29 protein-coding genes and 1 tRNA gene are annotated in these 26,376 nt (G+C 36.0%); 13 read left to right on the top strand and 17 right to left on the bottom strand.

Going from position 1 to position 26,376, the window contains the following annotated elements:
* Window positions 1–74 precede the first annotated feature (74 nt).
* The 6 genes from IPM56_13530 (at window position 75) to IPM56_13555 (ending at window position 5,752) form a co-directional block, all read left to right on the top strand.
* Window positions 75–998 (top strand): ABC transporter ATP-binding protein, encoded by a 924-nt coding sequence (locus IPM56_13530; protein ID QQS35261.1) that lies wholly within the window; start codon window positions 75–77, stop codon window positions 996–998.
* A 5-nt stretch (window positions 999–1,003) separates the two neighbouring features.
* Complete coding sequence (locus IPM56_13535; GenBank protein ID QQS38313.1) at window positions 1,004–2,137, top strand: ABC transporter permease; 1,134 nt, start codon at window positions 1,004–1,006, stop codon at window positions 2,135–2,137.
* Entirely contained in the window at window positions 2,134–3,264 is a 1,131-nt protein-coding gene (locus IPM56_13540) for an ABC transporter permease (GenBank protein ID QQS35262.1), read from the top strand. The genes IPM56_13535 and IPM56_13540 overlap by 4 nt, the downstream gene beginning before the upstream one ends.
* A gap of 2 nt (window positions 3,265–3,266) precedes the next feature.
* Window positions 3,267–3,707: an acyl-CoA thioesterase gene (locus tag IPM56_13545; protein QQS35263.1), complete on the top strand. Its 441-nt coding sequence runs from the start codon at window positions 3,267–3,269 to the stop codon at window positions 3,705–3,707.
* Between the two features lie 101 nt (window positions 3,708–3,808).
* Complete coding sequence (gpmA, locus tag IPM56_13550) at window positions 3,809–4,555, top strand: 2,3-diphosphoglycerate-dependent phosphoglycerate mutase (protein ID QQS35264.1); 747 nt, start codon at window positions 3,809–3,811, stop codon at window positions 4,553–4,555.
* 138 nt (window positions 4,556–4,693) lie between these two features.
* Complete coding sequence (locus IPM56_13555; GenBank protein QQS35265.1) at window positions 4,694–5,752, top strand: PorV/PorQ family protein; 1,059 nt, start codon at window positions 4,694–4,696, stop codon at window positions 5,750–5,752.
* Window positions 5,753–5,765: 13 nt separating this feature from the next.
* Here IPM56_13555 and IPM56_13560 read toward each other — a convergent pair whose 3' ends face one another.
* The 4 genes from IPM56_13560 to IPM56_13575 form a co-directional block, all read right to left on the bottom strand.
* Window positions 5,766–6,167 carry a response regulator gene (locus IPM56_13560; protein QQS35266.1) on the bottom strand — a complete coding sequence of 134 codons (402 nt, stop codon included), beginning with the start codon at window positions 6,165–6,167 and terminating at the stop codon, window positions 5,766–5,768.
* A gap of 337 nt (window positions 6,168–6,504) precedes the next feature.
* The gene (locus IPM56_13565; GenBank protein ID QQS35267.1) at window positions 6,505–7,020 is read right to left on the bottom strand and encodes a TlpA family protein disulfide reductase; all 516 of its coding nucleotides are present in this window, start codon (window positions 7,018–7,020) and stop codon (window positions 6,505–6,507) included.
* Window positions 7,021–7,061: 41 nt separating this feature from the next.
* A complete protein-coding gene (locus tag IPM56_13570) occupies window positions 7,062–7,283 on the bottom strand; it encodes a hypothetical protein (GenBank protein ID QQS35268.1) in 222 nt (73 codons plus the stop codon).
* A 117-nt stretch (window positions 7,284–7,400) separates the two neighbouring features.
* Entirely contained in the window at window positions 7,401–8,906 is a 1,506-nt protein-coding gene (locus IPM56_13575) for a glycosidase (protein QQS35269.1), read from the bottom strand.
* Between the two features lie 549 nt (window positions 8,907–9,455).
* On the opposite strand from IPM56_13575, the gene IPM56_13580 reads away from it, so the two are divergent.
* Genes IPM56_13580 through IPM56_13590 form a run of 3 tightly spaced genes read left to right on the top strand, consistent with a single transcriptional unit; the run spans window position 9,456 to window position 12,564 of the window.
* Complete coding sequence (locus tag IPM56_13580; protein QQS35270.1) at window positions 9,456–10,445, top strand: hypothetical protein; 990 nt, start codon at window positions 9,456–9,458, stop codon at window positions 10,443–10,445.
* A gap of 8 nt (window positions 10,446–10,453) precedes the next feature.
* Entirely contained in the window at window positions 10,454–11,410 is a 957-nt protein-coding gene (locus IPM56_13585) for a hypothetical protein (protein ID QQS35271.1), read from the top strand.
* A gap of 20 nt (window positions 11,411–11,430) precedes the next feature.
* Entirely contained in the window at window positions 11,431–12,564 is a 1,134-nt protein-coding gene (locus IPM56_13590) for a hypothetical protein (protein QQS35272.1), read from the top strand.
* Between the two features lie 17 nt (window positions 12,565–12,581).
* On the opposite strand, the gene IPM56_13595 is transcribed toward IPM56_13590, so the two are convergent.
* Window positions 12,582–13,355 carry a sulfite exporter TauE/SafE family protein gene (locus IPM56_13595; GenBank protein QQS35273.1) on the bottom strand — a complete coding sequence of 258 codons (774 nt, stop codon included), beginning with the start codon at window positions 13,353–13,355 and terminating at the stop codon, window positions 12,582–12,584.
* A gap of 90 nt (window positions 13,356–13,445) precedes the next feature.
* Here IPM56_13595 and IPM56_13600 point away from each other — a divergent pair, with 90 nt between their 5' ends.
* On the top strand, window positions 13,446–14,210 hold the full coding sequence (locus IPM56_13600) for a hypothetical protein (protein ID QQS35274.1): 765 nt from the start codon (window positions 13,446–13,448) through the stop codon (window positions 14,208–14,210).
* On the opposite strand, the gene hisN is transcribed toward IPM56_13600, so the two are convergent.
* The gene (gene hisN / locus IPM56_13605; GenBank protein ID QQS35275.1) at window positions 14,211–14,978 is read right to left on the bottom strand and encodes a histidinol-phosphatase; all 768 of its coding nucleotides are present in this window, start codon (window positions 14,976–14,978) and stop codon (window positions 14,211–14,213) included.
* 87 nt (window positions 14,979–15,065) lie between these two features.
* Here hisN and IPM56_13610 point away from each other — a divergent pair, with 87 nt between their 5' ends.
* Complete coding sequence (locus IPM56_13610) at window positions 15,066–15,395, top strand: DMT family protein (GenBank protein ID QQS35276.1); 330 nt, start codon at window positions 15,066–15,068, stop codon at window positions 15,393–15,395.
* Between the two features lie 64 nt (window positions 15,396–15,459).
* Window positions 15,460–15,546 (top strand) — tRNA-Ser (locus IPM56_13615).
* 355 nt (window positions 15,547–15,901) lie between these two features.
* Here the strand turns inward: IPM56_13615 and IPM56_13620 are convergent.
* The 5 genes from IPM56_13620 to IPM56_13640 all read right to left on the bottom strand — a co-directional run bounded on the left by IPM56_13620 (window position 15,902) and on the right by IPM56_13640 (window position 19,090).
* Window positions 15,902–16,477: a hypothetical protein gene (locus tag IPM56_13620; GenBank protein ID QQS35277.1), complete on the bottom strand. Its 576-nt coding sequence runs from the start codon at window positions 16,475–16,477 to the stop codon at window positions 15,902–15,904.
* Complete coding sequence (locus IPM56_13625; protein ID QQS35278.1) at window positions 16,477–16,902, bottom strand: hypothetical protein; 426 nt, start codon at window positions 16,900–16,902, stop codon at window positions 16,477–16,479. The genes IPM56_13620 and IPM56_13625 overlap by 1 nt, the downstream gene beginning before the upstream one ends.
* Before the next feature lie 133 nt (window positions 16,903–17,035).
* Window positions 17,036–17,698: a response regulator transcription factor gene (locus tag IPM56_13630; GenBank protein QQS35279.1), complete on the bottom strand. Its 663-nt coding sequence runs from the start codon at window positions 17,696–17,698 to the stop codon at window positions 17,036–17,038.
* Window positions 17,695–18,843, bottom strand: a complete 1,149-nt coding sequence (locus tag IPM56_13635; GenBank protein ID QQS35280.1) for a sensor histidine kinase — start codon at window positions 18,841–18,843, stop codon at window positions 17,695–17,697. The genes IPM56_13630 and IPM56_13635 overlap by 4 nt, the downstream gene beginning before the upstream one ends.
* Complete coding sequence (locus IPM56_13640; protein QQS35281.1) at window positions 18,827–19,090, bottom strand: hypothetical protein; 264 nt, start codon at window positions 19,088–19,090, stop codon at window positions 18,827–18,829. The genes IPM56_13635 and IPM56_13640 overlap by 17 nt, the downstream gene beginning before the upstream one ends.
* Before the next feature lie 263 nt (window positions 19,091–19,353).
* On the opposite strand from IPM56_13640, the gene IPM56_13645 reads away from it, so the two are divergent.
* Window positions 19,354–19,587: a hypothetical protein gene (locus IPM56_13645; GenBank protein QQS35282.1), complete on the top strand. Its 234-nt coding sequence runs from the start codon at window positions 19,354–19,356 to the stop codon at window positions 19,585–19,587.
* Between the two features lie 73 nt (window positions 19,588–19,660).
* Here the strand turns inward: IPM56_13645 and kduD are convergent, their stop codons facing one another.
* The 6 genes from kduD to IPM56_13675 form a co-directional block, all read right to left on the bottom strand.
* Window positions 19,661–20,419, bottom strand: a complete 759-nt coding sequence (kduD, locus tag IPM56_13650) for a 2-dehydro-3-deoxy-D-gluconate 5-dehydrogenase KduD (GenBank protein ID QQS38314.1) — start codon at window positions 20,417–20,419, stop codon at window positions 19,661–19,663.
* A 65-nt stretch (window positions 20,420–20,484) separates the two neighbouring features.
* Window positions 20,485–21,762 (bottom strand): MFS transporter, encoded by a 1,278-nt coding sequence (locus tag IPM56_13655; protein ID QQS35283.1) that lies wholly within the window; start codon window positions 21,760–21,762, stop codon window positions 20,485–20,487.
* Between the two features lie 59 nt (window positions 21,763–21,821).
* A complete protein-coding gene (gene kduI / locus IPM56_13660; GenBank protein ID QQS35284.1) occupies window positions 21,822–22,655 on the bottom strand; it encodes a 5-dehydro-4-deoxy-D-glucuronate isomerase in 834 nt (277 codons plus the stop codon).
* Window positions 22,656–22,732: 77 nt separating this feature from the next.
* Window positions 22,733–24,184, bottom strand: a complete 1,452-nt coding sequence (gene gnd, locus IPM56_13665) for a decarboxylating NADP(+)-dependent phosphogluconate dehydrogenase (GenBank protein ID QQS35285.1) — start codon at window positions 24,182–24,184, stop codon at window positions 22,733–22,735.
* A gap of 20 nt (window positions 24,185–24,204) precedes the next feature.
* Window positions 24,205–25,479: a DUF2088 domain-containing protein gene (locus tag IPM56_13670; protein QQS35286.1), complete on the bottom strand. Its 1,275-nt coding sequence runs from the start codon at window positions 25,477–25,479 to the stop codon at window positions 24,205–24,207.
* A 2-nt stretch (window positions 25,480–25,481) separates the two neighbouring features.
* Window positions 25,482–26,372 carry an HAD hydrolase-like protein gene (locus IPM56_13675; protein QQS35287.1) on the bottom strand — a complete coding sequence of 297 codons (891 nt, stop codon included), beginning with the start codon at window positions 26,370–26,372 and terminating at the stop codon, window positions 25,482–25,484.
* Window positions 26,373–26,376: the final 4 nt, after the last annotated feature.

The following is a 26,376-nucleotide window of genomic DNA, read 5'->3' on the forward strand; positions in this document are numbered from 1 at the left end:
TCAATCCATCAAGTGTGAGTTACTTTCAATACAATATAGCAATGAGACAATAGAACAATTACCAATAGATAAATATGAATAGCATTGACGTAAAAGATTTGACAAAAAAATTCGGCAGTTTTATTTCTGTTGATAATGTTTCATTCACAGTTAAGAAGGGCGAAGTGTTTGGATTTCTTGGTGCGAATGGTGCCGGAAAATCTACAACTATAAGAATGTTATGCGGGATACTATCACCGACATCTGGTGACGCGCTTGTTGGCGGTTACAGTATAATGAATGAAGCCGATAAAGTAAAAAAGAATATCGGGTATATGTCTCAAAGGTTTTCTCTTTACAATGATCTCACCGTTGAAGAAAATATAAACTTCTTTGGCGGCGTATATGGATTAGATAATGGTGAACTGAAAGAAAGAAAAAAATGGGTTTTATCAATTGCTGATCTTGAAGGGAAAGAAAATGTTTTAACCGATTCTTTACCGGGCGGAATAAAACAGAGACTTGCACTTGGTACAGCGGTTATTCATAGACCTGAAATTGTTTTTCTCGATGAACCTACAAGCGGAGTTGATCCAATTTCACGGAGAAATTTCTGGGATCTTATAAACCGTTTATCATCGGATGGAACTACTGTTTTTGTAACAACTCACTATCTTGAAGAAGCCGAGTTCTGCAATAACATAATTCTTATCAACGCAGGAAAGCTTGTAGCAGAAGGAAATCCGAAAGAATTAAAAACCGAGTTTATCAAAAACAAAATCATGGAAGTTGAATGTGAACGCGTTGTTGACGCTCTGGAAATACTTGCTAAAGAAAATTTTGTTGATGAGACAAGCATATTCGGCAACAATATTCACATCGGTGTGAATGACAATTTCCATAATATTGAACAGATAAAACAATCCCTGTCAAAAGCATCAATACAAATAAACAGGATAGACGAAATCTCCCCCACTCTTGAAGATGTATTTATAAAATTAGTTGACAAAAAATATTAATGATGATGTTTACAAAATTATTTGCAGTAATAAAAAAAGAAGTAAGACAGCTCAAGCGCGACCACAGGCTTTTATTCGTGATCTTTTTCTTTCCTGTAATGCTTCTTGTGTTATTCGGATACGCTGTTAACTTCGATATAAAAAATATTAAGCTTGCAGTTTATGATCAGGATAGATCAGACATTAGCAGGGAAATCCTTAACTCCCTAAGTAGTTCGGAATATTTTAATATCGTCGCTTACATAAATGATCATAGCGAAATCAACAAGTATCTTGATGATAAAAATGCCCAATGTGTTGTAGTTATCCCGAAGGATTTTTCAAAAAAACTTTACTCAGGTCAGGATGCCTCTATTCAATATCTTATTGACGGTGTTGAAGGCACAACAGCAACAACAATACAAAACTTTGTTAACGCGGCAACATTTTCTTTCAGCGGAAAATTCGCGCAATCAATACTTACAAAGTATGGGACTGATCTTCCAGTGCCTGTAAGTTTTGAACCCGTATTCTGGTACAATCCTTCACTTGAAACTGCTAAATTCCTGGTCCCCGGACTGATTGCAATGATACTAATTATTATTGCTGTCATCTCTGTTTCCCTTTCTATTGTAAGAGAAAAAGAAAGAGGAACAATTGAACAATTGAATGTATCGCCGCTTCATTCGCTTTCTTTGCTTATAGGAAAAATAACCCCATACCTTATTATATCATTTGTTAATGCTGGTTTTATCTTGCTTGCAAGTTACTTCCTGTTTGGTGTTGAAGTAAAAGGAAGTCTAATTCTTTTATTCCTGACTACATTAATATTTTTATTTGCGTCAACCTCGATGGGAATTTTTATTTCCGCAATTGCTAACTCGCAGCAGGTTGCCTTTACGTTCGCAACATTTTTTTCATTACTTCCTTCTCTGATTTTATCAGGATTCATTTTCCCGATTGACAATATGCCCGTAGTGATCCAGGTAATTACAAACATAAATCCGACAAAATTTTTTCTTGTTATTCTAAGAAACATTATGCTTAAAGGAGTCGGCATTGAGACATTTTATGACCAGGTATTATATATGATACTTTTCGGTTCGGTTTTAATTTTATTAGGCACAGTAATCAACAAGAAGAAAACAAGTGCGACATGAAACAGATACTTCATTTTATTAAAAAAGAATTTTTACAATTCAAACGTGACCCGAAAATGTTCGGGATAATTCTCGTAGCCCCTGTTATACAACTTGTATTTTTAGGATACGCAGCTAACCTTGATGTTGAAAATGTAAAGTTGATCGTCTATGATCAGAATAAATCTGAAGCATCAAGGGAATTTGTTGAAAGGTTTACATCATCCGGTTATTTCAGCGTAAAAAGATATGCAGATAATTATGATGATATAACTTCATCACTCGACAACGGAAAAGTAATTGCGGCTATTGTCATTCCATCTGATTTTGAAGAAAAAATTAATCGCAATGAAACAGCATTTGTACAAGCCATTTTCGATGGTTCTGACGGTAACACCGCATCAATAGCATCGGGATATATGAGGTCAATAATTGTAAAGTATTCACAGAACATTTCAACACAAATCATGCAAAAGTCCGGACGATTGGTTAAACCTGTCGGCAGTATAAATCCGGAAACACGCGTATGGTACAACCCGACTTTAAAGACAAGAAATTTTATGGTTCCGGGAATTGTAGGTCTGCTGTTAAGTATAATTACGATGCTGCTTACATCACTTGCGGTTGTTAAAGAAAAAGAAATCGGAACAATGGAACAGTTGATAGTTACACCGTTAAAACCTTACCAGATAATCATAGGAAAACTTGTACCGTTTGTAGTACTCGGTTTTGCTGCTGTTATAATTGTCCTTACCGCGATGACATTAATTTTTAACATCCCTGTAAAAGGAAGTATAACTTTTCTTTTTATGTCGGCGTTTCTTTATATCCTCTCGACACTTGGACTTGGTTTATTTGTTTCAACAATATCAAAGAACCAGCAGCAGGCAATGATGATCGCAATTTTCGCAGTGATGATGCCGATGGTGTTCTTAGCAGGGTTTGCATTTCCTGTTGAAAACATGCCGGAGATACTTCAATATATTTCTTACATCATCCCATTAAAATATTTTTTTATTATAATCCGTGGTGTGATACTGAAGGGATTAGGTTTTGCTGATCTTTGGTTTGAAGCGTTAATGCTTCTGCTTATGGGGATTTCAATTCTTATTTTAAGTGCATCAAGATTTCAAAAGAAACTGGAATAAATATGGGAAGAATAAAAATATTACTGCCGGATAAATTTCAATTCAAAACTGAAATGAAAATCAGGGTAACTGATATTAACTATGGCGGGCATCTTGGCAACGATTCAGTACTTTCAATTATGCATGAAGCAAGGATACGTTTTCTTGGTTCATTAGGTTATGCTGAATCGGATGTAGAAGGCACGGGTATTATGATGACTGATTGTCACATCAATTATACTTCACAGGGTTTTTACGGCGATGAAATAATAATTGATGTGTCTGTTCCAAACATTGAAAGAAACGGCTGCGATTTTATTTACCGTATCACAAATAAAAATTCATTGGCCGAAATTGCAAGAGGTACAACGTCCATAGTATTTTATAGCTACACGCTGAAGAAACTTCAAAACACACCTGAAAAATTCAGAATAAAAATCACTGAACTTCCCTTTCTTGACTGATCAGATAATCCGCATTCCATATTGCAATAGCTATTGTGTATTTCTATTTTTGATGTGGAAAAATTTTGTGTAAAGTAATAATAGAATAATCAGGAGAAATGATGTATAAAGTTGTATTACTCCGTCATGGAGAAAGTTCATGGAATAAAGAAAACAGGTTCACCGGCTGGACAGATGTTGATCTTTCAGAAAAAGGAATCGGCGAAGCAAAAAAAGCTGCTGAAGTTTTAAAATCAGAAGGTTACACTTTTGACATAACTTATACTTCCGTATTAAAAAGAGCGATAAGAACTTTGTGGTTAACATTGGACGGAATGGATTTGATGTGGATTCCCGTAATCCGTAACTGGAGATTGAATGAAAGACATTACGGCGCATTGCAGGGATTAAACAAAGCTGAAACCGCAGAAAAATTTGGTGAAGACCAGGTAAAGATCTGGAGAAGAAGTTATGACACACCGCCGCCTGTATTAGAAAAAACTGATGAACGTTATCCGGGAAAAGATAGAAGGTATGCGGATCTAAACGAAACTGAACTTCCTCTAACAGAATGTTTAAAAGATACAGTTGCCCGTTTCGTTCCTTACTGGGAAGGTACTATTGCGCCAATGGTAAAATCCGGGAAAAAAGTTTTGATAACCGCTCACGGTAACAGTTTAAGAGCTCTTGTAAAATATCTTGATAACATTCCTGATTCAGAAATTGTTGAGTTAAATATTCCAACAGGTATTCCATTGGTTTATGAACTTGATGCAAACCTTAAACCAATAAAACATTATTATCTCGGTGACCAGGAGGAAATTGCAAAAGCAGCGGCGGCAGTTGCCAACCAGGGAAAAGCAAAATAAAATTTTAGCCCCGGTCATAAATAAATCGGGGCTTAATTGATGCACTTGTCTCACACAAAATTAGCCTTGACTTTCAGAATCAAATTATCAATTTTTTCCCACCGTTTATTGAAAATAAATCTAAACCGGAGCCATTTAATGGGTAAAAATACATCGATCTTTAAATACTCGCTTTCACTGGTGCTGTTGTTTGTTATTGCACTAAGTTCAATGTCTAATTCACAAACCGTTATTCGAAAATATGCCGGCGAGTTTATGGCAATCGGTGTTGGAAGCAGAGCTCTTGGAATGGGTGGTGCATTTACAGGAGTAGCAAATGATGTAACCGCTTCATACTATAATCCATCAGGTCTGGCTAATTTGAATTATCCTCAAATATCTCTTATGCATGCTGAACAATTCGGTGACCTTGTAAATTATGATTACGTTGCACTTGGAATCCCTTTTAAAGAAGATATGAGTTTTGGACTTAGTATTATGCGCCTTGCTGTTGACGGAATTCCCGATACCAGGAACGCACTTGTTGACAGGAACGGCGACGGAATTCTTGATATTAATGATGACGTACTTGACCGAAACCTGATAACAGAGTTCAGCAATCAGGACTATGCCATCTATCTGACTTTTGCAAAACGCCATACTTCTGATTTTTATTATGGCGCTAATGTAAAAATCATTAGCAGGAGTTTTGGGGATATCGCAAGTGCTTATGGAATTGGGTTTGATGTTGGCGCTCTATACTCACCTTATAAAGACTTTTATGTTGGTGCAAATATTCAGGATGTTACAACAACACTTCTTGCCTGGGATACAGGGTTAAACGAATTAGTCTCACCCACAGCTAAAGTAGGTGCCTCTTATGTATTAGAATTTTGGGGAGGTAAATTTACACCGGCTTTGGATTTTGATATAAGATTCGAAAACAGAAGATATGCGTCACAGTTTAACATTGGTCCGGTTAGTTTTGATGCTCACGCTGGTTTTGAATATAACTTCCGAAACCTGATAGCTGTACGTGCCGGCTACAATGATGTTAAACAATTTACTGTAGGTGCCGGTATTAAGCTGCCTAAATTAAATCTCGATTATTCATTTGCAAGATTTAGTGCATCAGAGATTGACCGGCTGCCGGACACACATAGAATATCTCTTATTCTTACACTTGAAGAACCAAAATTTTTACGGGCAGGATTATAGTCAGATTGTAAACTTAATCTGATTTGCCCGATTCAAGTGCGTCGAGAAGAGTCTTTAAAAGGATTTGGTTCTCAACCGGTTTCGTCAGAAAGATATCCACTCCAGCTTCAAGAGCATTATCCATATCTCTTTTAAAAGCATGCGCGGTTAAACAAATAACCGGTATCTTTTCGTACTCTTTCCTTTTGCGCAATTCTCTTGTAAGTTCAAGCCCGTTCTTATTTCCCTTTAAGGAAATATCCATAAGTATGATGTCAAACTTGTTCCTTTCGAGCTGAGCATAAAAAGATTGCTCTGAATCACAAATCTCAACATCAAATTTTCTTCCCAAAAACATTTCAAGAAACTTTTGATTCTCATAATCATCTTCGGTTATAAGAATTTTTGGTTTCATCCCCTGACTGTCATCTGCCATTAATCAAGCTCCTGAATTCGTTAATATTACATTACTTCAGAAAACAATTATATACAGTTAAACAAGTATTACCGGTGTGATCCCTATGATGCTTTGGTTCTACTGCCTTATTTTTACACTAAACCGTTAGTGGTTTTTACACTGCTAATTTCAGGTTTATAAATCTAAAATTAACTTACTTAGTCTTTAACTATTAATCAATCGCTTATAAAAACTTTTAGTTTGCAACTATTGAATATTGCTACAGGTATATAATTGCATTGAAGATTGAATCAATACGAGCACAAAAAAAATCCGGTCAAAGTTTGACCGGATTTAAATACTAAAATTTTATTATCTACTTCTTGACTAACAGTTCTTTTATTTCTTCTTCATAAATATATTTTGGATATAAGCCAATGTGCCTGTTTGTTATATTTCCTTCTTTATCAATTATAAAGGATGTCGGTATAGATTGAATTCCTCCATAGTCTTTAATCACTTTATCATCAAAGTATACTATAGGATAATTTATTCCATAATTTTTTATAAACGGCTCTACTTCTTTTTTAGTCCTGTCCTGATCAACCGAAATTCCGATAACAACCAGATCATTTTTATATTTGTTCTGTAAATCGATCAGATCAGGAATCCCTTTTCTGCAGGGTCCGCACCAGGTTGCCCAAAAATCCAGGATCACAATCTTACCTTTGTATTCAGACAACTTAACTGTTTTTCCTGTTGTACTTTTTAATGCAAAATCAGGGGCTTTGTTGCTTTCATTGCCTTCCTGATAAGCGGCATCATTTGATGTAAACGCCAGACTAAAAACCACTAACATCAACGAAACACTGAATAATATTTTTCTGCTCATTTATTCTCCTTTAAAAATTTATTAAGCTGAACCATCTATACCTACTGCATCAATACTGGCGATTCACCATTATTGTAATTCGGAGGATAAGGTCCTTGTTCGGGTACATTCCGGGTATTGTTGATAATAAAAAAGATCAAAAGGATAATAAAAACAATAGCTGTTACTACTGTATTCTTATACCTCGGATCGATCAAATGTTTTTTCTGAACAGGCTTTTTGCCTATTTGTCTTTCCTTAACTTTATTTTTGTTAGAGTTCATAAAATTCTCTCAGTTGTTTGATGATTGTATTCATTTATAGTTTCACACTTTTGAAAATTATTTATCTCAATCTTTTCAATATCATTTAATTGTAAAAGACCAAAATAATACCCCGGATTAAAATGTAATTTGAAAGTCGCCTTCAATTCTCACATCAAAAATGTGACTGTGATAAGATTTAAGTTCAACAAAAAGCCCGGTGTTTTTTATTTCATCACAAGATCGTATATATTCGTCGTTACTTAGCAGATCAATTAATTTAATATCGTCTTTTTTGTGCTCTACGGAAAATTTTAAGCGGCATTGTGAAGTAGCTGCTGAGTAATTTACTGCTATAATCCGAAGTTCATTATTCAATTGCCAGCTCCAGACAAGAATATTTTCAAAAGAAAAATTGTCATTACTAGCCGGGAGTGCTTCCATCAGTTTCCATTCGCCGAATCTGAATACTTCTGAATTTATTATTGCTAGCAGTTTCCTGTAATATTTTTTTATTGATTCAGACTGCTTTTCAATTGGTTCCCTTCCGAGCTGAACCGGCAGTTTAACTTTCTTCCCTTCAAACTGTCCATCATGAAATAACTTCATCCCGGCAATGGTACTTATCACAGTAGCGGCAGCTAATGATTTTTGTTCGCCAAACTTACTTGAAGCGCGCGGTTCGTCATGGTTTTCTATAAATCTCATACATTTTTCCTGAAAAGACTTCTCTGCACGAAGATGAAGTTTTATTCCATTCAAATCACCGGATGAAAGTCTGTCCGTCAGGCGTTTATCATAAGTATAATCAAATCCCTGCTGTTGAAGTGTGTATTCAAGATCCCAATACGCTTCACCGAGAAATATATGATCAGGTTTTTGTTTTTTTACCTCGGTGATAGCTTCAGTCCAGAATTCAGTTTTTGGTTTTTGGATACCTTGTCTTGAAAGAGCTCCAATCCAGGTGTTGTTAAAAGTATTATTCAATGGCAGCATTGCCATGTCACATCTTACGCCGTCGCACATTTCTGAGATTGATTTAAGTGTTTCGATCATAAAGCTTCTTGCTGCCGAACTGAAATAATTAACCTGAATAGTATCTGTCCATGCAGGAAATAATGGATCTCTCGCATGCGCGAATATCTGACCGGAACCATTTGCCGGTATATAATATGTATGCGGATCTTTTTCAATTAAGTTGTCATCGCCCTGAAGAAAGACCTCCGGGTTACTTTTTATTATTCCGGATGAGGCACCAAAATGGTTAGGAACGAAGTCCAGGAATAGTAAAATCCCTTTTTCATTAAGATTATTACGAAAGATTTTTAGAGCTTCAGAACCTCCGAGTGAACTATTCACCATGTACTCATCAATTGAATAGGGAGAGCCAATTACATCGCTGTTCTTCCAATCAGGAAGACTATGATAGTAAGCTGATATAAGGTCTACCTGGAAACAACATTTATTTATGATATCGGTACAGGTTTTCCATGCACCCATTAGCCAGACGATATTTATTCCCTTCTGTTCAAGGTCATCAAAAAATGTTTTTGGAATATCTGCAAGTGTTGCATTCTGCCCGAATTGATTAATCCATACCCGCGTGTTGATTTCATAAAGAACCGGATTTACAAGTCTCTTCATAACTGTCTTTCAGACCGCAATGCGATCGCACTTTTTCTATAATACATAAAAGAAGAAAATATCTATACTTAAAATAACCTTAATAAAGTTTTGATGCATAACCTGTAAGTAACTTTTACAATAATCATTACAAAATGTAACACAATCAGTAAATCTGTCCTTCCGGGTCAAAATTAAAAAAAATGATTTACAGCCTTTTTATCGAAAAATTTATTTTATAAATTAAACTGTGTTTTAACTCCTGATGTTTAAACACATCTGTAATTGGAAGTCACGCCAATCATAGCCGGTTATTTGATTTTTTTTGCATAGTCCCTTCAGTTACTGTTATTTATACTTATATAACAGCTGTAAGGATATTTAAAAATAGTTCAGATAAATACCTCCACGGCAAAATTGTCTTCCATTTGAGATACTGTATTATCTGGTATAGTAATTGAAATAAAATCTACCTGATTGCTCTGTCGGGCTTTCATTGGTGTTAGGTAACATTTTATTGATAATTAAACTCACTTAATTTTTAATTAGTAAGAAACATTGAGGGAATTAATGCAAAAAACAATCAGTCAGGAAAAATTGGATATTAATCCAGCTAAAGTTCAGGAGTTTAATTCAACTAACGGACTTGAAGAGGAACTTGATAATTTTACCCGCCAGGCGGTCCTGAATATTAGATTTGCTCTCATAATAAAACCAGCAATCATTTCATTTATCGCCTTAATCATTTCATTCTTTCTGGATCTGTCATCAGTTCCGCTTTTAGGAAATGTAACAATTGACCTGACAAAAAACTTATTCCCTGGATGGGAACCACCTACTGAAGCTATTGAACCTTTTAATTTTTGGTGGCTCCCGTTAGCGGTATATGCATTATTTGTTTTCTTAGCATTCCTTGCTTATAACAAATTACGACTGGAAATAGTTAGAACCCCTGCCTCGGAAACAATTGACAGAGTTATTAACTCCTACGCAAGTGTAATTGATAGTATCTCGACTGCGCTGCCTTTGATTGGTGCAGCAATATTGCTAATCAGTATTAAACTTGGTGAGGAGGTATTCCTCGGTTTATCTGTACCATTTGAAGTGAAAGCTTTGATTGTATTAGCCCTCGGTAAACTATTTGAACCCGTTCTGGATCAGCTTGGTGTTGAGTTTCAGAACGTCGTTAATCACGTTAAGGATATAAAGGACAGATATTTTTCAAAAATACAAATTGAGAACTCCAAGAGTCTTATTAAACAACTTAGCGGCGGATCAGTTGCAGGAAGCGGAGTACGAGTTCCTGAGATAACAGCTAAGGATCTTGAGCATTATAAAACCTTGCTCGAACAGACAAACCAGATAAGTGAGCAGATTTATAAAAACTTCAGTTCTGTAAACTACCTGCTTGAAAAAATTAATAATACCCAGAACATAAGCGCAGAAAAAATTGAACAATTAAAATCACTCGCAAATTCTATTTCACAGGCATCGGCTTCTTTAAGCGATGAAAAAACAATAACCGGGTTAAAACATCTTGAATCTATTGTGAGGAAATAGAAGTAATTATGAACAAAAAAAATCATGACAGTAAATTTGTAATCTACCAGGTATTGTACATTTTCGTAATTACAGTACTTGCGTTGAAAGGTGCAGACCTGGATTTGCGAAGAGTGATTTCCAAAGAAGATGCAGTTGATAAATCTGTTCGGGACTCACTCATAATGAAACTTGATTCTCTTTACGCATTAGGATTAACTCCCAAAATAGAAATTGATCCAAATGTTGTAGTTGAAAATGTAGTGCTTAAAGAAAAGATTGCTTCGCTGAACAGAGAAATGCAGGAACTGAATGAACGGGTTATTATTACACCGGAAGAAATCAAGCCGGAATTACCTGAAGAAAAAGTCGATGAACAAACATTGCTTCAATCTCCCATTTCAATTGCACAAACGTTTATACAGCATACCTGGAACAAAGCCCGGAATACCGGCAATGTTCCGACTACAATTGTAGATCCGAAAAATCCGAATGTTCCTTTAGTAACCATACCACCCGGACAGGAAAAAACTTTTGATCTTACTGATCAGACAGAAGTGTTAATTAAATTCGGAAGTCAGCAGGACAGGATAAAAGTTGTTCCTAACCGTCCGCCGGAAATAAAGATTGAAAGAGTAACTACAAAAATGAACGCATCATCTATCTATGTACAAGAGCTGCAGAGGATAACCGCGTTCACAGTTACAATAATAGATGAGAGACCTGAACAATTAAAGGTTACTCATTCGGGATCGATCTCAGTAACAGGCCCGCAAAAAGACAGCAAGGGAAATCCGGTTTACTATGTTTCCCTTAATTTAGCCCCGACTGAAGCCAGATTTGAAGAGTGGTTAGACCGTAACAGCAGCCTTCGTGAATCCGACGGAAGGTATAAAACCAACTTCTTCTTCACAGTAGTGGATCAGCGATCAAAGGACAGAGTTCAGGTCGGTGATTCATTCTTCTTTACAGATTTTTCCAAATAAAGAATTCCGGATACACAGAAATGAAAAAAATATTCTTATTACTAATTCTGTTTCTGATAATTGCTCCTGCAGTTGATGTTTATTCTCAGACAGAAGATGAAGAACAAATTGTTTATTACCAGATGGAACCGCTGGACGACAGTTTATTCATTAAAATGCAGAATGAAATATTTATTGATCCTCCTGATCCAAAAGCAGAAATAATTGTTGACTTAAGGGATCCGAATAATCAAACTGTTTCTATCAAAGGAGCACTTTACCCGTTCCTCGCATTTACTCCGGAAACGCGTGCAAGAATTATCACTTATCCGTTTAAGATTAATCTTGTAGAAGATATTCATTATGGTTCGGTGTTTTCAAGAGTAATTGAAAAAATCCGGTTAAGTAAGGTAATTGCTCCACCGACTGCATCCCAGATTTCACCATCATTGCATTACGTTAATCCGTTCCTTCAATTATTCGGCGGTGAAAGACTTGGCATCCCAATTAAAAAAGATATTGGATTATCGATTGGTATAGGAACTCCGTACTCAGGTCCGCTTGAAACAAATATTGTTGAGGCAAATTTTCATATACTTGGATTTTTTGGTGGTGCTTTAAGCTCTGTTGATGCTATGACAGAAGTCAAGTCGACACAAAACCATAATAACCTTTACATATCTCAAGGTTATCAATTGGGATATGTTATCCCATTTGGAAATTTTTTCCAGGTAAGTTACATAGATATTTTTGGAAGTTATTCAGAGTCAAAACTTTCTACTTATCAGAAGTATGATACGCCTGACTATCAGGCAAGAATACTTACTGATTCATACCTTAATTGGGAGTTCAGGTATCCATTTAGTTTTATGGGTTCAACCCGATCTAAGGTTTATGCGGCTAGGTATTTGGGTGAACTGCATTTCGGTTTTACCGGAAGAGAACTATCACTTGCAGGAAGCACTTTCGATCTTCGATTTGATGCTATGACGAGTACTAAATACAGACCTGTTCAATATGTGATGGATATATTAATACAGAAGATTGCCGAGAGCTGGGGTTTCTCTGCTTTTGCTTTAGGTCCATCCGTAGTGTTCGGCAGAACAGATAGCGGTAAAATGGGAATCACATCTATCTTCGCAAACTTCAGACTTAAAGTAGGAACTTCACTTTAATTTAGACGGGAATGATTTTAAATCATTCCCGATGCTAATCCAATCGAAATAATAATCAGCATTACTGCTACTATAATCTTAACAGATTGATACGTAATTTTTTTTAATATCTTATTGCCTATGTAAGCCCCTGCAAAAGCTGCCAGTACAGATATGACTAAGAGTGTCATATTCTGTTTCAATTCTGTTTGAAATATTTTTGAACTGTAAACCGAAAGTCTTGTTAAATCAATCAGACATGCGATTACAACACCGGTTCCAATAAATGATTCTTTACTTAAGTTTAGTTTTACAAGAAATGCGCTCCTCAAAGCTCCCTGGTGACCGGAAAGCCCGCCAAAGAATCCACTCAGGATTCCCCCCATTGTTAAGTACTTTTTATTGAAAGATAATTTCTCAAATCTTTTTGAAAATTCTGCCATCACAAACACAAAAATCAAAACCGAAATTATAAGCTTTACAATTTCAATGTTATAGACTGAGTCGTAAAAACGATACTGAGTAAGCGGCTTGATACCTGAAAGTAAAGAAAGTAATTCAGCACCAAGAAAGGCTCCAAGGATAGCAGGTAAACCAAAAAGAAGAATAGAATTTTTATCCGAGAATTTTGCAAAGAGAATCAACTTGAAAATATTATTGAGAAAGTGAACTACAGCAGTTAAAGCTATTGCAATTTCTATCGGATAAAATATTGAGAAAACCGGCAACAGTAATGTTCCCAATCCAAATCCTGAAAACAAAGTAAGCCCTGAAGCTAAAAGTGCAACAAGGGGTATTATTATATATTCCATTTATTGCCGGTAAGGTTTTATCATTTCGTGATTGAATTTCTTCAAATCAAATCTAATTTGTTTAACTTTGAAAAACGAATTAATGGAATAATGAAACAAAGTATCATCCTCTGGCTCGGCGCTATTGTAATTACATTTCTGTCTGGGTACGTTGAAAGTGTAACCAGCAAGAACTATCCTGTTACAGGTACTATAGGAATTGAAGGTAAAAAAGTTTCATACAAGTTTGATAAAATCACTACTTCGGAACTGGGATTAGATATTCTTTTAAGAACTGATGCTGACTCATTAAGAGGATATGTTGAATGTAAGTTTGATACTTCGATGGTTTGGCAAAGTTATCCTCTAAAAGAAGAACTGCAGATATTAAAAACTCATATCTCAATTCCAAAAGATATTAAACAAATTATCTACCGTGTTGTTTTATTTCATAAACAGAACAGAACAATTTTACAGGATAGAAATGAGCCGGTACTACTTACTGTAAAAGGTAGGGTTCCTAAAATGATCGATACATTTTTCTATTTGTTCCTGTTTTGCGGTCTGCTTCTTTCAGCGAGAAGTGGATTGGAATTCTTTAATCAAAATGAAAAAATAAAAAAGCTATCAATTTTTACTCTTATTTTCCTTTCAAGCGGAATAATAATTTTTCTGCCGCTTAAAAAGATTTATGAGTTCCGGGCTTTAGGAAGTAAGGTGTTACCGGCAGGTGATTTAATTGATCAAGCTTTATCCATAATACTGGTTTTATGGATTGTTGCTGTTGTAATGGAATTTGTTTTTAAGAATTACAGGATTATTCCTCTTATAGCTTCAATACTTACAATAGTATTATTTCAGTTTATTGAACTTTAATCAAACCTGATTTAATTCCTGAATCACGATAGAATGAAGATTGCCCGAAGACGCAATAATACTATTACCGGTGATAGCATCATTACCCTGCCAGTCTGTTATAACTCCACCAGCGCCCTTTACAACCGGTATCAAAGCCATTGAGTCCCATACACTCATAATCGGATCGACGACTATATCCGCATATCCTGTGGCAAGCAGATAATAACCGTAACAATCACCCCAGCCTCTGTAAATTTTTACTCTGGAAATCAGCTCATCGAATTTTTTTCCGTCCTGGTATTTACCAACATTAAGATGATCAGCAGTCAGCAGTACGGCGTTCATAATTGAATCACAAGTTCGTACTGAAACATTTTCCCCGTTCAGCAACGCCGAAGAATTATCGCCGATAAGAAACTCATTCATCACTGGCTGATTTATAACGCCGAGTATTGGTTCACCATTGTGCGTAAGTGCTATCAGCGTACCGAATGTAATTGTTCCGCAAATAAAACTCTTTGTCCCATCAATAGGATCAAGAATCCACTTATACTCTGCGGCGGGATTCTCTATTCCAAACTCCTCACCGATGATTCCATGATCAGGATAATGTTTCATTATGGCAGCACGCATAAGTTCTTCGGCTTTCTTATCTGCAATAGTTACAGGAGAATTATCAGATTTAGAATCGATACTTACAGGCGTTCTAAAATAACGTTTTATAACATCGCCGCTTATGTGCGCAAGTTGCTTTGCGAAAGATTTAAATTCTTTTGAATTTTGCATAAGTAAATTTATTAATGATTAAAAGATCAACCACTAAATCCATTCGGATTAAAACATCTTCACCAAAATTAACTGAAAGAATTTTTTATGACAACAATTCTGCTGCTTATAATTTCAAATATCTTTATGACATTTGCCTGGTATGGTCATTTAAAATACAGGGCATCGCCGCTGTGGATAGTAATTCTTGTAAGCTGGGGAATAGCATTCTTTGAATATATTTTTCAGGTTCCCGCAAACAGAATTGGTTATGGACAGTTTAATGGCGCTGAGCTAAAGACAATTCAGGAGGTGATAACATTAGTTGTATTTTCAATTTTTTCAATTATCTACTTAAAGGAAGAATTTAAATGGAACTATGCTGTAGGGTTTATACTAATAATTGTAGCAGTGTTTTTTATCTTCAAAAAGTGGTAATACTGCTTTGGCGGGATTACAAACAATTATTATATTTGCGGGGCAAAAATGTTCTTATAAATACGGAGAGATGGCAGAGTGGTTGAATGCGGCGGTCTTGAAAACCGTTAAGGATGCAAGTCCTTCCGGGGTTCGAATCCCTGTCTCTCCGCCCAGTAAAAATTGAATGCGAAGATTGCGATTAAAAGCTGTTTTCGCATTTTTTGTTTTTGGTAATTGTAACATCAATCTGAAGTGTGATTGAAGCAAAATGTTTCAGTAAATATTTTCCGAATATTATAAATCATTTTATAAACATTTATGAAATAACTTCTGTTAAACTGCTTTCAATTTGAATCTGGTATCTTCTTGATTGACACCGTCCCCAAACCTTCTGAATAATAACGAGGCGAATATACCGGCATTAAAATAATTTTCAGTCGTTCTATTTGATAAATCGACCTGTATAAGTATGGCGATTATTCTTCCAGGTGCTATAAAAGGAAAAATTAGATTGAGTATAAATCTTAAGCTGCCTGTTTTTCAAACGAGATTTTTGGTTTGCTGTTTTCGTTTATTATCAGGAAGAATATAGCGAATAATATCTGGATGTAACTTGTAACGATATAATAAACAGCCCCTACTTCCACATTAGTTATCGACACAAAAAATTTAAGTAATAGTGTAAATTCATAAATAACTAAAACCAGATGAAATATCAGAATATTTCTATGCAGACTAAAATGAACCGCTAAGATTCTAAGAAGAACTATAAATATGACTGCATGAATTACAAGTGTTAATATTTCGGTTGAAAGATTGCTGATCATGAAAAACGGAATGGAAGTCAGTACAAAAAAAATAACTACTCCAATTCTCGTCTTAGTCTTTACATCAAACATCATTAAGTATAAAAATATTATACTCATAACTAAATAGTAGTCATCAGTTTTTACAGGGACCAGTTCATAGAATGCAATGTAAATTGGATCTGATAAGGCGAGCAATAAAAAAGGTAAAAAAAATCTTGTCCTGTATTGGCGAAATGGAACAAACAACCAGAATACTGTAAATATGTAATAAATAATTATTAGTGATTTCATCAGTCCAGGCAATAAGGCGGACACTTAAGTCCAAATTCAAGTGTAAATAACCCGGATGTTATAGTCAAAACTGCTTCCCTTCTTTCAATGTAAACTGAGCTTAATGTACTCAAAGTTAAAAGTTCCTGTAGTACCGTCTTAGAATATAGAGTGAATACCTCTGTATTGTTCATTGTCCCGCCAAATGGTAATAATACATTTCTTTTTCCGTCAAGTATAAATAATTCATTATCAACTATTTGAAACATAAGCACCTCAGGACTTTGAGGCAACAAATTTTTTAATACCGTTGCGTCCATTGATACGGAAACCAACACCGGTCCGAATAAGTCGTTTGCCTGTTCTTTGGTAATAATCTCACCCTGTGCAAGTACGTTTATTGATAAAACAAATATAGCTGAACATATTACTATAAACTGTTTCATAAAAAGCCTCCTGTAATATTTTTCGTGCGAAGCTATTTAATTACAGGTCAACTGTATATACGTACTTATACGTATTTTTTAGGTTTTCAACTATATATTGTAAGGAATTCGGGGAAAGTATAATATGAATTGTTTACGTAGATTTTATCCGCATCTTGTAGGCGATTGAATATTTGATTAACTGCGGCATTGATTCAAGACCCAGCTTTTGCATTATATGCGACCTGTGTGTATCAACAGTTCGTTTTGATATGTGAAGTTTATCAGCTATCTCAATACTTGTAAATCCGCGTCCGATTAAAAGAAGAATCTCTTCTTCCTTCTGTGTCAGTTTTATTGATTCTGTAATATTTAGTTCCTGGAATTCTTCATCATAAGTTTTTATTAATTTTTCTAATTCATCCTCTGTAAAATCAGGACCGAAATAATATTTACCGGCCGCCACACTCGTAATTGCTTTTAGAAGTTCGGGTTTTGAAATATCTTTACTTACCAGTCCTCTTCCCCCGCTCTTGTAGCAATGATATATATAATCTTCACCGTTGAACATTGAGAGGAATAGTACTTTTACGGCGTTAACTCTTTCTTTGATTTTTCTTATAGCTTCAGGTCCGGATAAAACGGGCATTGATATGTCGGCAATTATTAAATCGGGTTGAAGGATGAAATATTTTTCTACAAGATCATTACCATTCCTGGCTTCGCCAATGATCTGTATATTATTTTCATTTTCGATTAAACTCACAAGTCCTTTTCGGAATAGCTCATGATCGTCTGCAAGTAAAATTTTTATCATTTTATTTCCACGGGAATTTCTGCTATTAATGTCACACCACTCTCTTCGGAGGAATCTATTTTCAATAGTCCTCCTAAGTTTTCTGTTCTTTCCTTCATATTAAACAATCCGAAACCTGTTAATGTGTCATCCGCATAATTATTTTCATTTATACCTTCACCATTATCGGATATAACCACCCTGTATGATGAATCATCCCTGAATAATGTTACACTGAACTCTGAAGCACCGGAGTGTTTAATTATATTACTAAGTGCCTCCTGAACAAACCGGTAAAAGAATATTTCATACTTTTTATCCAATCTTTTATCAAGTCCCAAAACTTGCACACTACCTTTAATTCCACTTTCACGCACCGTTGTATTGCACAGAGTTTTTAGCGCCGCATCCAATCCCATCTCATCAAGTATCTTTGGTTTCAGGTCATATATTATACGCCTGAGTTCTTCAGTGATTTTTTCAAGCTGCTTTTTCAGGAATTCAAAATTATCGGGCTGTGTAACCGGATTCTCATCCATTATTTTTCTTAAACTCAATTGAATGAAATAGAGTTCCTGAACTATCCCGTCGTGTAATTCGGTAGCCATTCTTGAACGTTCTTCTTCAATAAGATTCTGTAAGTACTGGGATAACTTTCTTAATTTTTTTTCAAGCAGTTTTGTTTCAGAAATATCTCTGAAATAAAGCTGGGCAATTCCCAGGTTAGAATTCCCTTTGATCAGCACGTTATAATAAGTTTCATTATGCAGAAACGGAACGGTTACCGATGAATCGGTTTGTATTTTTTTCAGCAGGTCTGTTTCAGAAAGTTTAAAATATTTTTCAATAAAATTTGTATTCTCATCGAGCTTAAGCAATTCCATAGCAGAAGAATTATAGAAAATTGCTTTCCCTTCAGTATCAACTCTTATTACCGGGTCAGGATCCAGTTCAGCAAACAGCGCCATCATTCGGCTCGTTTTAAGTTCTATTTCCTTTTTTTCAAGGATGTGTTTTTGCTCCATTGGTCTGATCAGGTACTTGTTTATGAAGTATATGAGGATTATAAGCGTGATTAGAACAAAGATCGAGAGAAAAAATGGATTGGACCAGCTTGTTAGGATCTTGAAGAAATCGGTAACATCATTTTCAATTAGGAGAATCATTTCCCTGTTTGGATAAAAGAATGTCGTATAATTTATCTGTTACAGATATAATATACTCTTTTTGAGATAGACTATCCTTATTATCCAGAACATTATTAATAGCACCGAATATTTCTTCATGTAATAAAAGTGGAAATCTTTCGTTTATTTTTTTTTGAAAGTAAAATTTGTCCTGGTATTCTTCAATATTAAAATGATATATTTTTAATATGCTATTGACCTCACCATAAAAATCCCTTCGTGTCATCAGTCTCTCCTTAACTGTTGTTCTAAACTTATGCGATTAGAAAAAATCTTACATCAGTACAAATACGTATTTTCACAAAATACGTACTTATACTGATTCATCCGGGAAAACGAATCTATATTTTTTCATAAGAAAATGATGATAACAAAAACAAATATTGATTTAGGTAGAAGTGTGGTGATATATTCAGTGGGCATCGCTTATGGGCTGGGGGAAATCGGGCAGTTTTATTTCTAGCCCGATGTTGTGGAGTGCAATTATTGATGAGGCGGTATAAAAGCCATACTAATGGTGAAAGGTACGTGGGAAACAAACTTACAAAAGAAGTTCACGACCTTGACAATGAAAAGCCTCAATGTAAAGTGGATGAGATTATTGATACCGGAAACGATGAAGCTTTCCGGTATTTTTATGAATCGAAAATTAAAAATTATACTGTCTGCAGTTTCTGTTTCGGGATTTTTATTGAGGTAGTTAAAAAAAATAAATTTTCTTAATGATCTACAAACAAAAAAACTCAGGTTTAGAGCCTGAGTTTTTTAATGTTTGGAATGACTATTTGAGTTTCAGCTATCTACCCATCCAGCCGCCATCAACTGTTATTACAGTACCATTTAAATAATCAGATGCGGGTGAAGCAAGAAATACAACCGTTCCCATCAGGTCTTCAGGTGTTCCCCATTTCCCCTGTGGAATTCTATCAAGTATAGCTTTATTCCTTACTGGATCTTCTCGTAAAGCTTTTGTGTTTTCTGTAGCAATATATCCGGGAGCTATTGCATTAACATTTACTCCTTTAGATGCCCATTCATTTGCAAAAGCCATTGTCAGTTGTTTAATACCGCCTTTGGATGAAGCATAACCGGGCACAAGTATTCCCCCCTGGAATGAAAGAAGTGATGCAATAAAAATTACTTTGCCTGAACCTTTTGCAATCATTTCTTTGCCTAACTCTCTTGTTAAAATAAATTGCGATGAAAGATTCACCTCGATAACTTTATCCCAGTATTCATCTGAATGTTCCGCAATAGGGTTGCGTAAAATTGTACCTGCATTGTTCACAAGAATATCTATCCGTGAAAAATCTTTCTTTACTTTATTGATGAATTCATACAAAGAATTTCTGTCGGAAAAATCACTCACATAAGAAGAAAATTTTCTTCCTGTTGCTTTGATGATTTTTTCGGTCTCCGTGAAATCACTTTGATATGATACACCAACAATATCAGCGCCTGCCTGTGCAAGCGCTAACGCATAGCTTTGTCCTATTCCCTGGTTAGAGCCTGTTACTAAGGCAGTTTTTCCATCAAGTCTGAATTTTTCAAGAATCATTGTGTTATAATCTTTCAATAGTCATTAATAAAAAAATCTTCTATAATCATAAAACATAAATATTAATCAAGCACTGCCGGTTCAAGTTTTGGAACAAGTAAGTGCATCAATAGTAATGCGATAAGATAAACCACACCGGCAATCGCAAACATTATTTCATAACTGCCGGTATTTTGTTTCAACCAGCCGGCACCCAGATTCATGAAAAATCCACCCATAGCTCCGGCAAAACCACCTATACCTACAACAGACGCAACAGCTTTACGCGGAAACATATCTGATGTAGTCGTAAATATGTTCGCGGAAAAACCCTGATGTGCAGCAGCGGCAACACCGATAAGTATAACTGCAACCCAGGGTTCTGATACGTGTGGTGCAACAGCAACCGGTAATATCAAAATTGCACAAACAAGCATTGCTGTTTTACGGGCAGCATTCACGGTCCAGTTACGTTTTAACAAAGCTGAACTAAACCATCCGCCGGCAACTGAGCCGACATCTGCAAGTAAATAAACTACTATCATCGGTAAACCGATTGTGTGAAGATCAACTCCAAATCTGTCATTCATAAATAGAGGGAACCAGAAAAGATAGAACCACCATATTGCATCAGTTAAAAATTTTCCTGTTGAAAATGCCCAGGTTTGTTTAAGCGGAAGTAATCTGAACCAGGAGATTTTTGCAGGAGGATCAGGCGGATCACTTTCTATATGTTCAAGTTCTTTCTTAGATAATTTTGGATGCTGTGCCGGGGGTCTGTAAAGAGGCAGCCAGAATACTATCCATATTAAACCGGCTAAACCTGTAATCAAAAAAGCTTCCTGCCATCCCCAATGCAGGGCAATCCACGGAACAACTAAAGGAGCAATGATCGCCCCAACATTTGAACCCGCATTAAAAATACCTGTCGCTAATGCCCGTTCTTTTTTGGGGAACCATTCAGCAACTGTTTTGATTGCAGCGGGAAAGTTTCCTGATTCACCAATTCCAAGAGCAAAGCGGGCAATACCAAAACCAAACGCTGAACGTACCAAAGCGTGTGCAGCAGCAGCGAGCGACCAAATTGTCAGGTAAATTGTATATCCCATTCTTGTTCCTATTCTGTCAATAAACCATCCGGCGAATAGGAATCCTATAGCATAAGCAAGTGTGAACGCTGCACTTATGTAACCATATTCCTGATCAGTCCAGCCAATTTCTGTACGCAAGGTTGGAGCCAAAACTCCAAGCACTGCGCGGTCAACATAGTTGATGGTTGTTGCAAAGAAAATCAGTGCGACAATATACCATCTGTAATGTCCGATTTTTTCTTTGATGTTTTCACTAACTGTATTACTCATTAATCACCTATAAAGATTGGGTAGATATTTAGTTCAGAAAAATTAATCTGCTTTGAAAATTATTTTAAATCCTTCATCGGTATCCAATCCATATCATCATAAACCTGGTTCTCTCCGCCCATTGCCCAGATGAATGTATAATTTTTTGTCCCGCAGCCTGAATGCATTGACCAGCTTGTGGATAAAACTGCCTGTTCATTCCTCATTATTATATGACGTGTTTCCTTTGGTTCACCTAAAAGATGAACAACAAACGAATCCGGCTGCATATCGAAGTACATATAAACTTCACTTCTCCGCTGATGAGTATGCGCGGGCATTGTATTCCAAACACTTCCTTCATTAAGTATTGTAAGACCCATTGCAAGCTGACAGGTTTGTAAAATCTCTGTATGAATGTATTTATAAATCGTTCTTGAGTTTGAATCCGCAAGCGAACCAAGTTTAACAGGTGTTGCATCCGCATGTTTTATATGTTTAGATGGATACTCCTTGTGCGCGGGATAACTTACAAAATAAAACTTAGCCGGTTTTTTCGGATTTGCACTTTGAAACTCAACCAGTTTTGTCCCTCTTCCAATATACAGGGCATCGTAATGTTCCATCATATATTTTTTCTTATCAAGAATGATCACACCTTTTTCACCAATATTAATTACTCCTACTTCCCTTCTTTCCGTGAAGTACTCAGCTGCCATTTCTTTTTTTGTTGCGGTAAGTTTTAATGATTTTCCAACAGGGACAGCAGAGCCTGTAATCGAACGATCAACATCCGAGTAAACCATTGGTATCTGGTTCTTTTGAAAAAGTGTATCGATAAGGAATGAATCTCTCAATTCATCCGTTGTGAGTTTTTTAAATCCGTTTTTATCAGGTGAATATCTTACTTCCATATTTCCTCAATTTAATTTCTTCTAAATCACTAATCTTTGTTACACGGAGAACAATAGAGTTAAAATAATTTTCGATATCATATCGTGTATGTTGATGATGCAGTCTCTCCGCCTCTTCCTGTCCAGTTTGTATGAAAGAATTCGCCTCGTGGTTTGTCTGTTCTTTCATATTGATGTGCGCCAAAATAATCTCTTTGCGCCTGTAAGAGATTTGCGGGCAATCTTCCATTCCTGAAGCCATCAAAATAATTTAACGCGGTTGACATTGATGGAATCCATATACCATTCATTATGCTTGTCGATACGACTCTTCTCCAGCCTTCCTGTGACGCTTCAATTTTTTCTTTGAAGAAAGGATCAAGAAGAAGATTGGTTATATCCGGATTCTTTTCAAACGCTTCTTTTATCTTACCAAGAAATGCTGAACGTATGATACATCCGCCTCTCCACATTAATGCGATGCCGCCGTAATTTAAATTCCATCCGTATTCTTTTGCCGCGTTCCTTAACAAAACATAACCCTGCGCATAAGAAATAATTTTAGATGCGTATAATGCTTTACCCAAAGCTTCAATGAATTGTTTTTTGTCTCCTTCAAAAACTGGCTTCGGTCCGCTTAATACTTTAGATGCGTTGACTCTTTCATCTTTCAGGAATGATAATGCTCTTGCATAAACGGCTTCTGATATAAGAGTGATTGGAGCGCCTAAATCCAATGATGCAAGCACTGTCCATTTACCTGTACCTTTTTGTCCTGCAGTATCAAGAATTTTTTCAACGAGCGGTTTGTTATCAGAATCTTTATAAGCAAGAATATCACGGGTGATTTCTATAAGATAACTTTCAAGTTCACCTTCATTCCACTCTTTAAAGATGTTATGCATTTCTTCATAAGATAAACCAAGCAGGTCCTTCATTATCTGGTATGATTCACATATCAATTGCATATCGCCGTACTCAATTCCGTTATGAACCATTTTAACAAAATGTCCCGCGCCGTTTTCACCCACCCAATCACAACATGGCGTTCCATCAGCAACTTTAGCAGCGATGGATTGGAATATCGGTTTCACAAATTTCCATGCCTCTAATGAACCGCCGGGCATAATTGATGGACCAAGCAGTGCACCTTCTTCACCTCCTGAAACACCAGTGCCGATATATAACACTTCTTTTTCTTCAAGGAATTTTGTTCTTCGGTTTGTATCAGGATAATGAGAATTTCCGCCGTCAATTAATATGTCGCCTTTTTTTAACAGAGGAACGAATTCATTAATAAGATCATCTACAGGTTTACCGGCAGGCACCATCATTAAAATCTTTGCAGGTGATTTAAGTTTTGAAACTACATCAGCAAGTGAAATTGCCTGTGAAATATTTTTCCCTTTTGCCCTGCCGTTAATAAATTTTTCAACTTTAGGTATGTCTTTATCATAAACAACTACTGAATATTTTTTGCTTTCAATGTTAAGTGCAAGGTTTTCACCCATTACACCAACACCAACTATAGCTATATCGGCGGGAACCAATTAATACTCCTTAATAATTTCTAATTGTTAAACCTGTCTTTTGATGACCACAATCCCAGCGCGGGATTCGAGATATAAAAAATCTCTTCACCGTCTTTTGTTTTATTGAAACCATCCTTCAATACATCCGGATCGTACTTCTTCATCATTTCATTTAGATCTGCGTAATTAAAATTCACACTTTCAATTTCCTCTTTGCTCACTGAACCTGGACAATAAGTAATCTTAAACCTGTTTTCAGATGAACCGTGAATGAGATGCGCTGCAGCACTGAGATTATTTTTTAACTCATCGTTCTCATCAACATATTTTAAAATTTCAGGAGTGGTTTTATAGCCGTACTTTCTTATCAGCCTGTCGATCTCTTTATCTTCACCGAAACTTTTTAATCCGGGCGCAAGAATGATAAGTTCACCGTTATCGGCGATTGCCATTCTTGTACGGTAAACACTTTTGTTGCCAAGCCATGTACTTTTAAATTCATCAGCATCAAGATAAACAACTACTTTCTTCAACGGCGCATCAAGCATTTCAAAATTAACCTGGAGCGAAAGTGCAGCGGCAAGTTTGAAACACTCATAATCATCACCGATGTATAGTCCCTTCATAACTAATTTATTCTGCTCATTCTTTCCAACTACAGTAAGTACATAAATTAACGGAAGGTGTTTTGTAAAATTATCTGAAGCATAGTTCAGAACTTTTCTGACGGGAGTATCAGCTCGTCCCATCATTCTTTCCATACCGTAAACAGCGCCAAGATAATGACTTTTGTTTATCCCTTCACTTCCGCCGGTGCCGACAAAAATATTTTTATTGTAGTTAGCCATTCCAACAACTTCGTGAGGAACAACCTGACCGATAGATAAAAGTAAATCGTGACCGCCTTCAACTAACATTTTATTTACCTGCGCTGTCCAGTGATAATTAACTTTCCCTTCAGACACTTCCGAAATAAACTCAGGCGGAACAACTCCAACAGTCGATAGATCTTTTTTCCAGTTGTGGACACGGAATAAATCTTTTGGAACTCCGTTGTACATCACATCAATTTCTTTTTCATTCATTGCAAAGTGTGTTCCCAATGCAGGAAGAACATCAGTTAATTTTTTTTGATAGTAGTCGAAGGTGAACTTAGTAAGAATACCAGCCATCGAATGAAACCTTGTAAAGTCAGGCGGAATTGCGAGGACTTTCTTTTTCGTACCGATTTTATCTAAAGCAGTGTACAGTCCTTCACGAATTTCACCAACACTTAACTGACCTTCAGCAGATCCTTTTGCAAATAGTATCAATTCTAGTTACTCCATTTAGGATGTTCGGGTAAATATTTTTCAAACTCATTTATAAGTTTTGTTTCATATTCCCCTGAATATGTTCCTGCAAAAAATCTATCGACTGATTCATTAAAAAATCTTTCCCAGGATTCTTCTTCGTGTCCCGGGTTCACCGGATAGAATAAAACTCCGTTTGATTTTGCGGCATTTAAATCCCCGGGGGCATCACCAATCATTAATATTTTTTGATCAGGATATTTTCCCTTTGCTGCAAATTTAAGATGTTCGGCTTTAGTGCCGTATTCCTGTCCTGCAATCACTTTAACATAATTCTGGATTTTATGCTCTTCCCATTCACGTGTTAATGCTTCGCCGGGTGTTTGAGAAACAACCATGAGATCTGCTTTGGAAAAAATTTTATCCAACGATTCCTGAACAAAAGGAAATGGAGGAACATCGAACACAAGTTCGGTAATAACTTTATTAACTTCTTTTGACCACTCTAAAGTTTTATGAATGAAAGGATCACTAATTTCAGCGGCGTATTTTTCAAGTGCGGGATTACCGAGTTTTGATTCTTTCTTTGTCCAATCAACAAGAGAGGTAAGATCCATGATATTAGTGTTACGCATCTTAACTTCTTTTCTGTCGGCAAGAAGCTGCATGGCTTTTATTAATGCTTTGAAACGGTTAATGCCTCTTGTCTTTGAATAAAGATTTACAAACTCCCATGTCTCTCTTGCGTACTTTGAAACCCGCTGCAATCCATAATGTTTAATGAACTGCGGGCAGAAACATTCTTTCTGTTTTATTTCCATTGTATCAAATACACAGCCATCGGAATCAATTCCTATGAAAAAATCTTTTTGTGGTTTTAAGTCTTCTAATATTTTATGAGGATTTTCTATCATATAC

Source organism: Ignavibacteriales bacterium (genome assembly GCA_016700155.1).
Classification (GTDB): domain Bacteria; phylum Bacteroidota; class Ignavibacteria; order Ignavibacteriales; family Ignavibacteriaceae.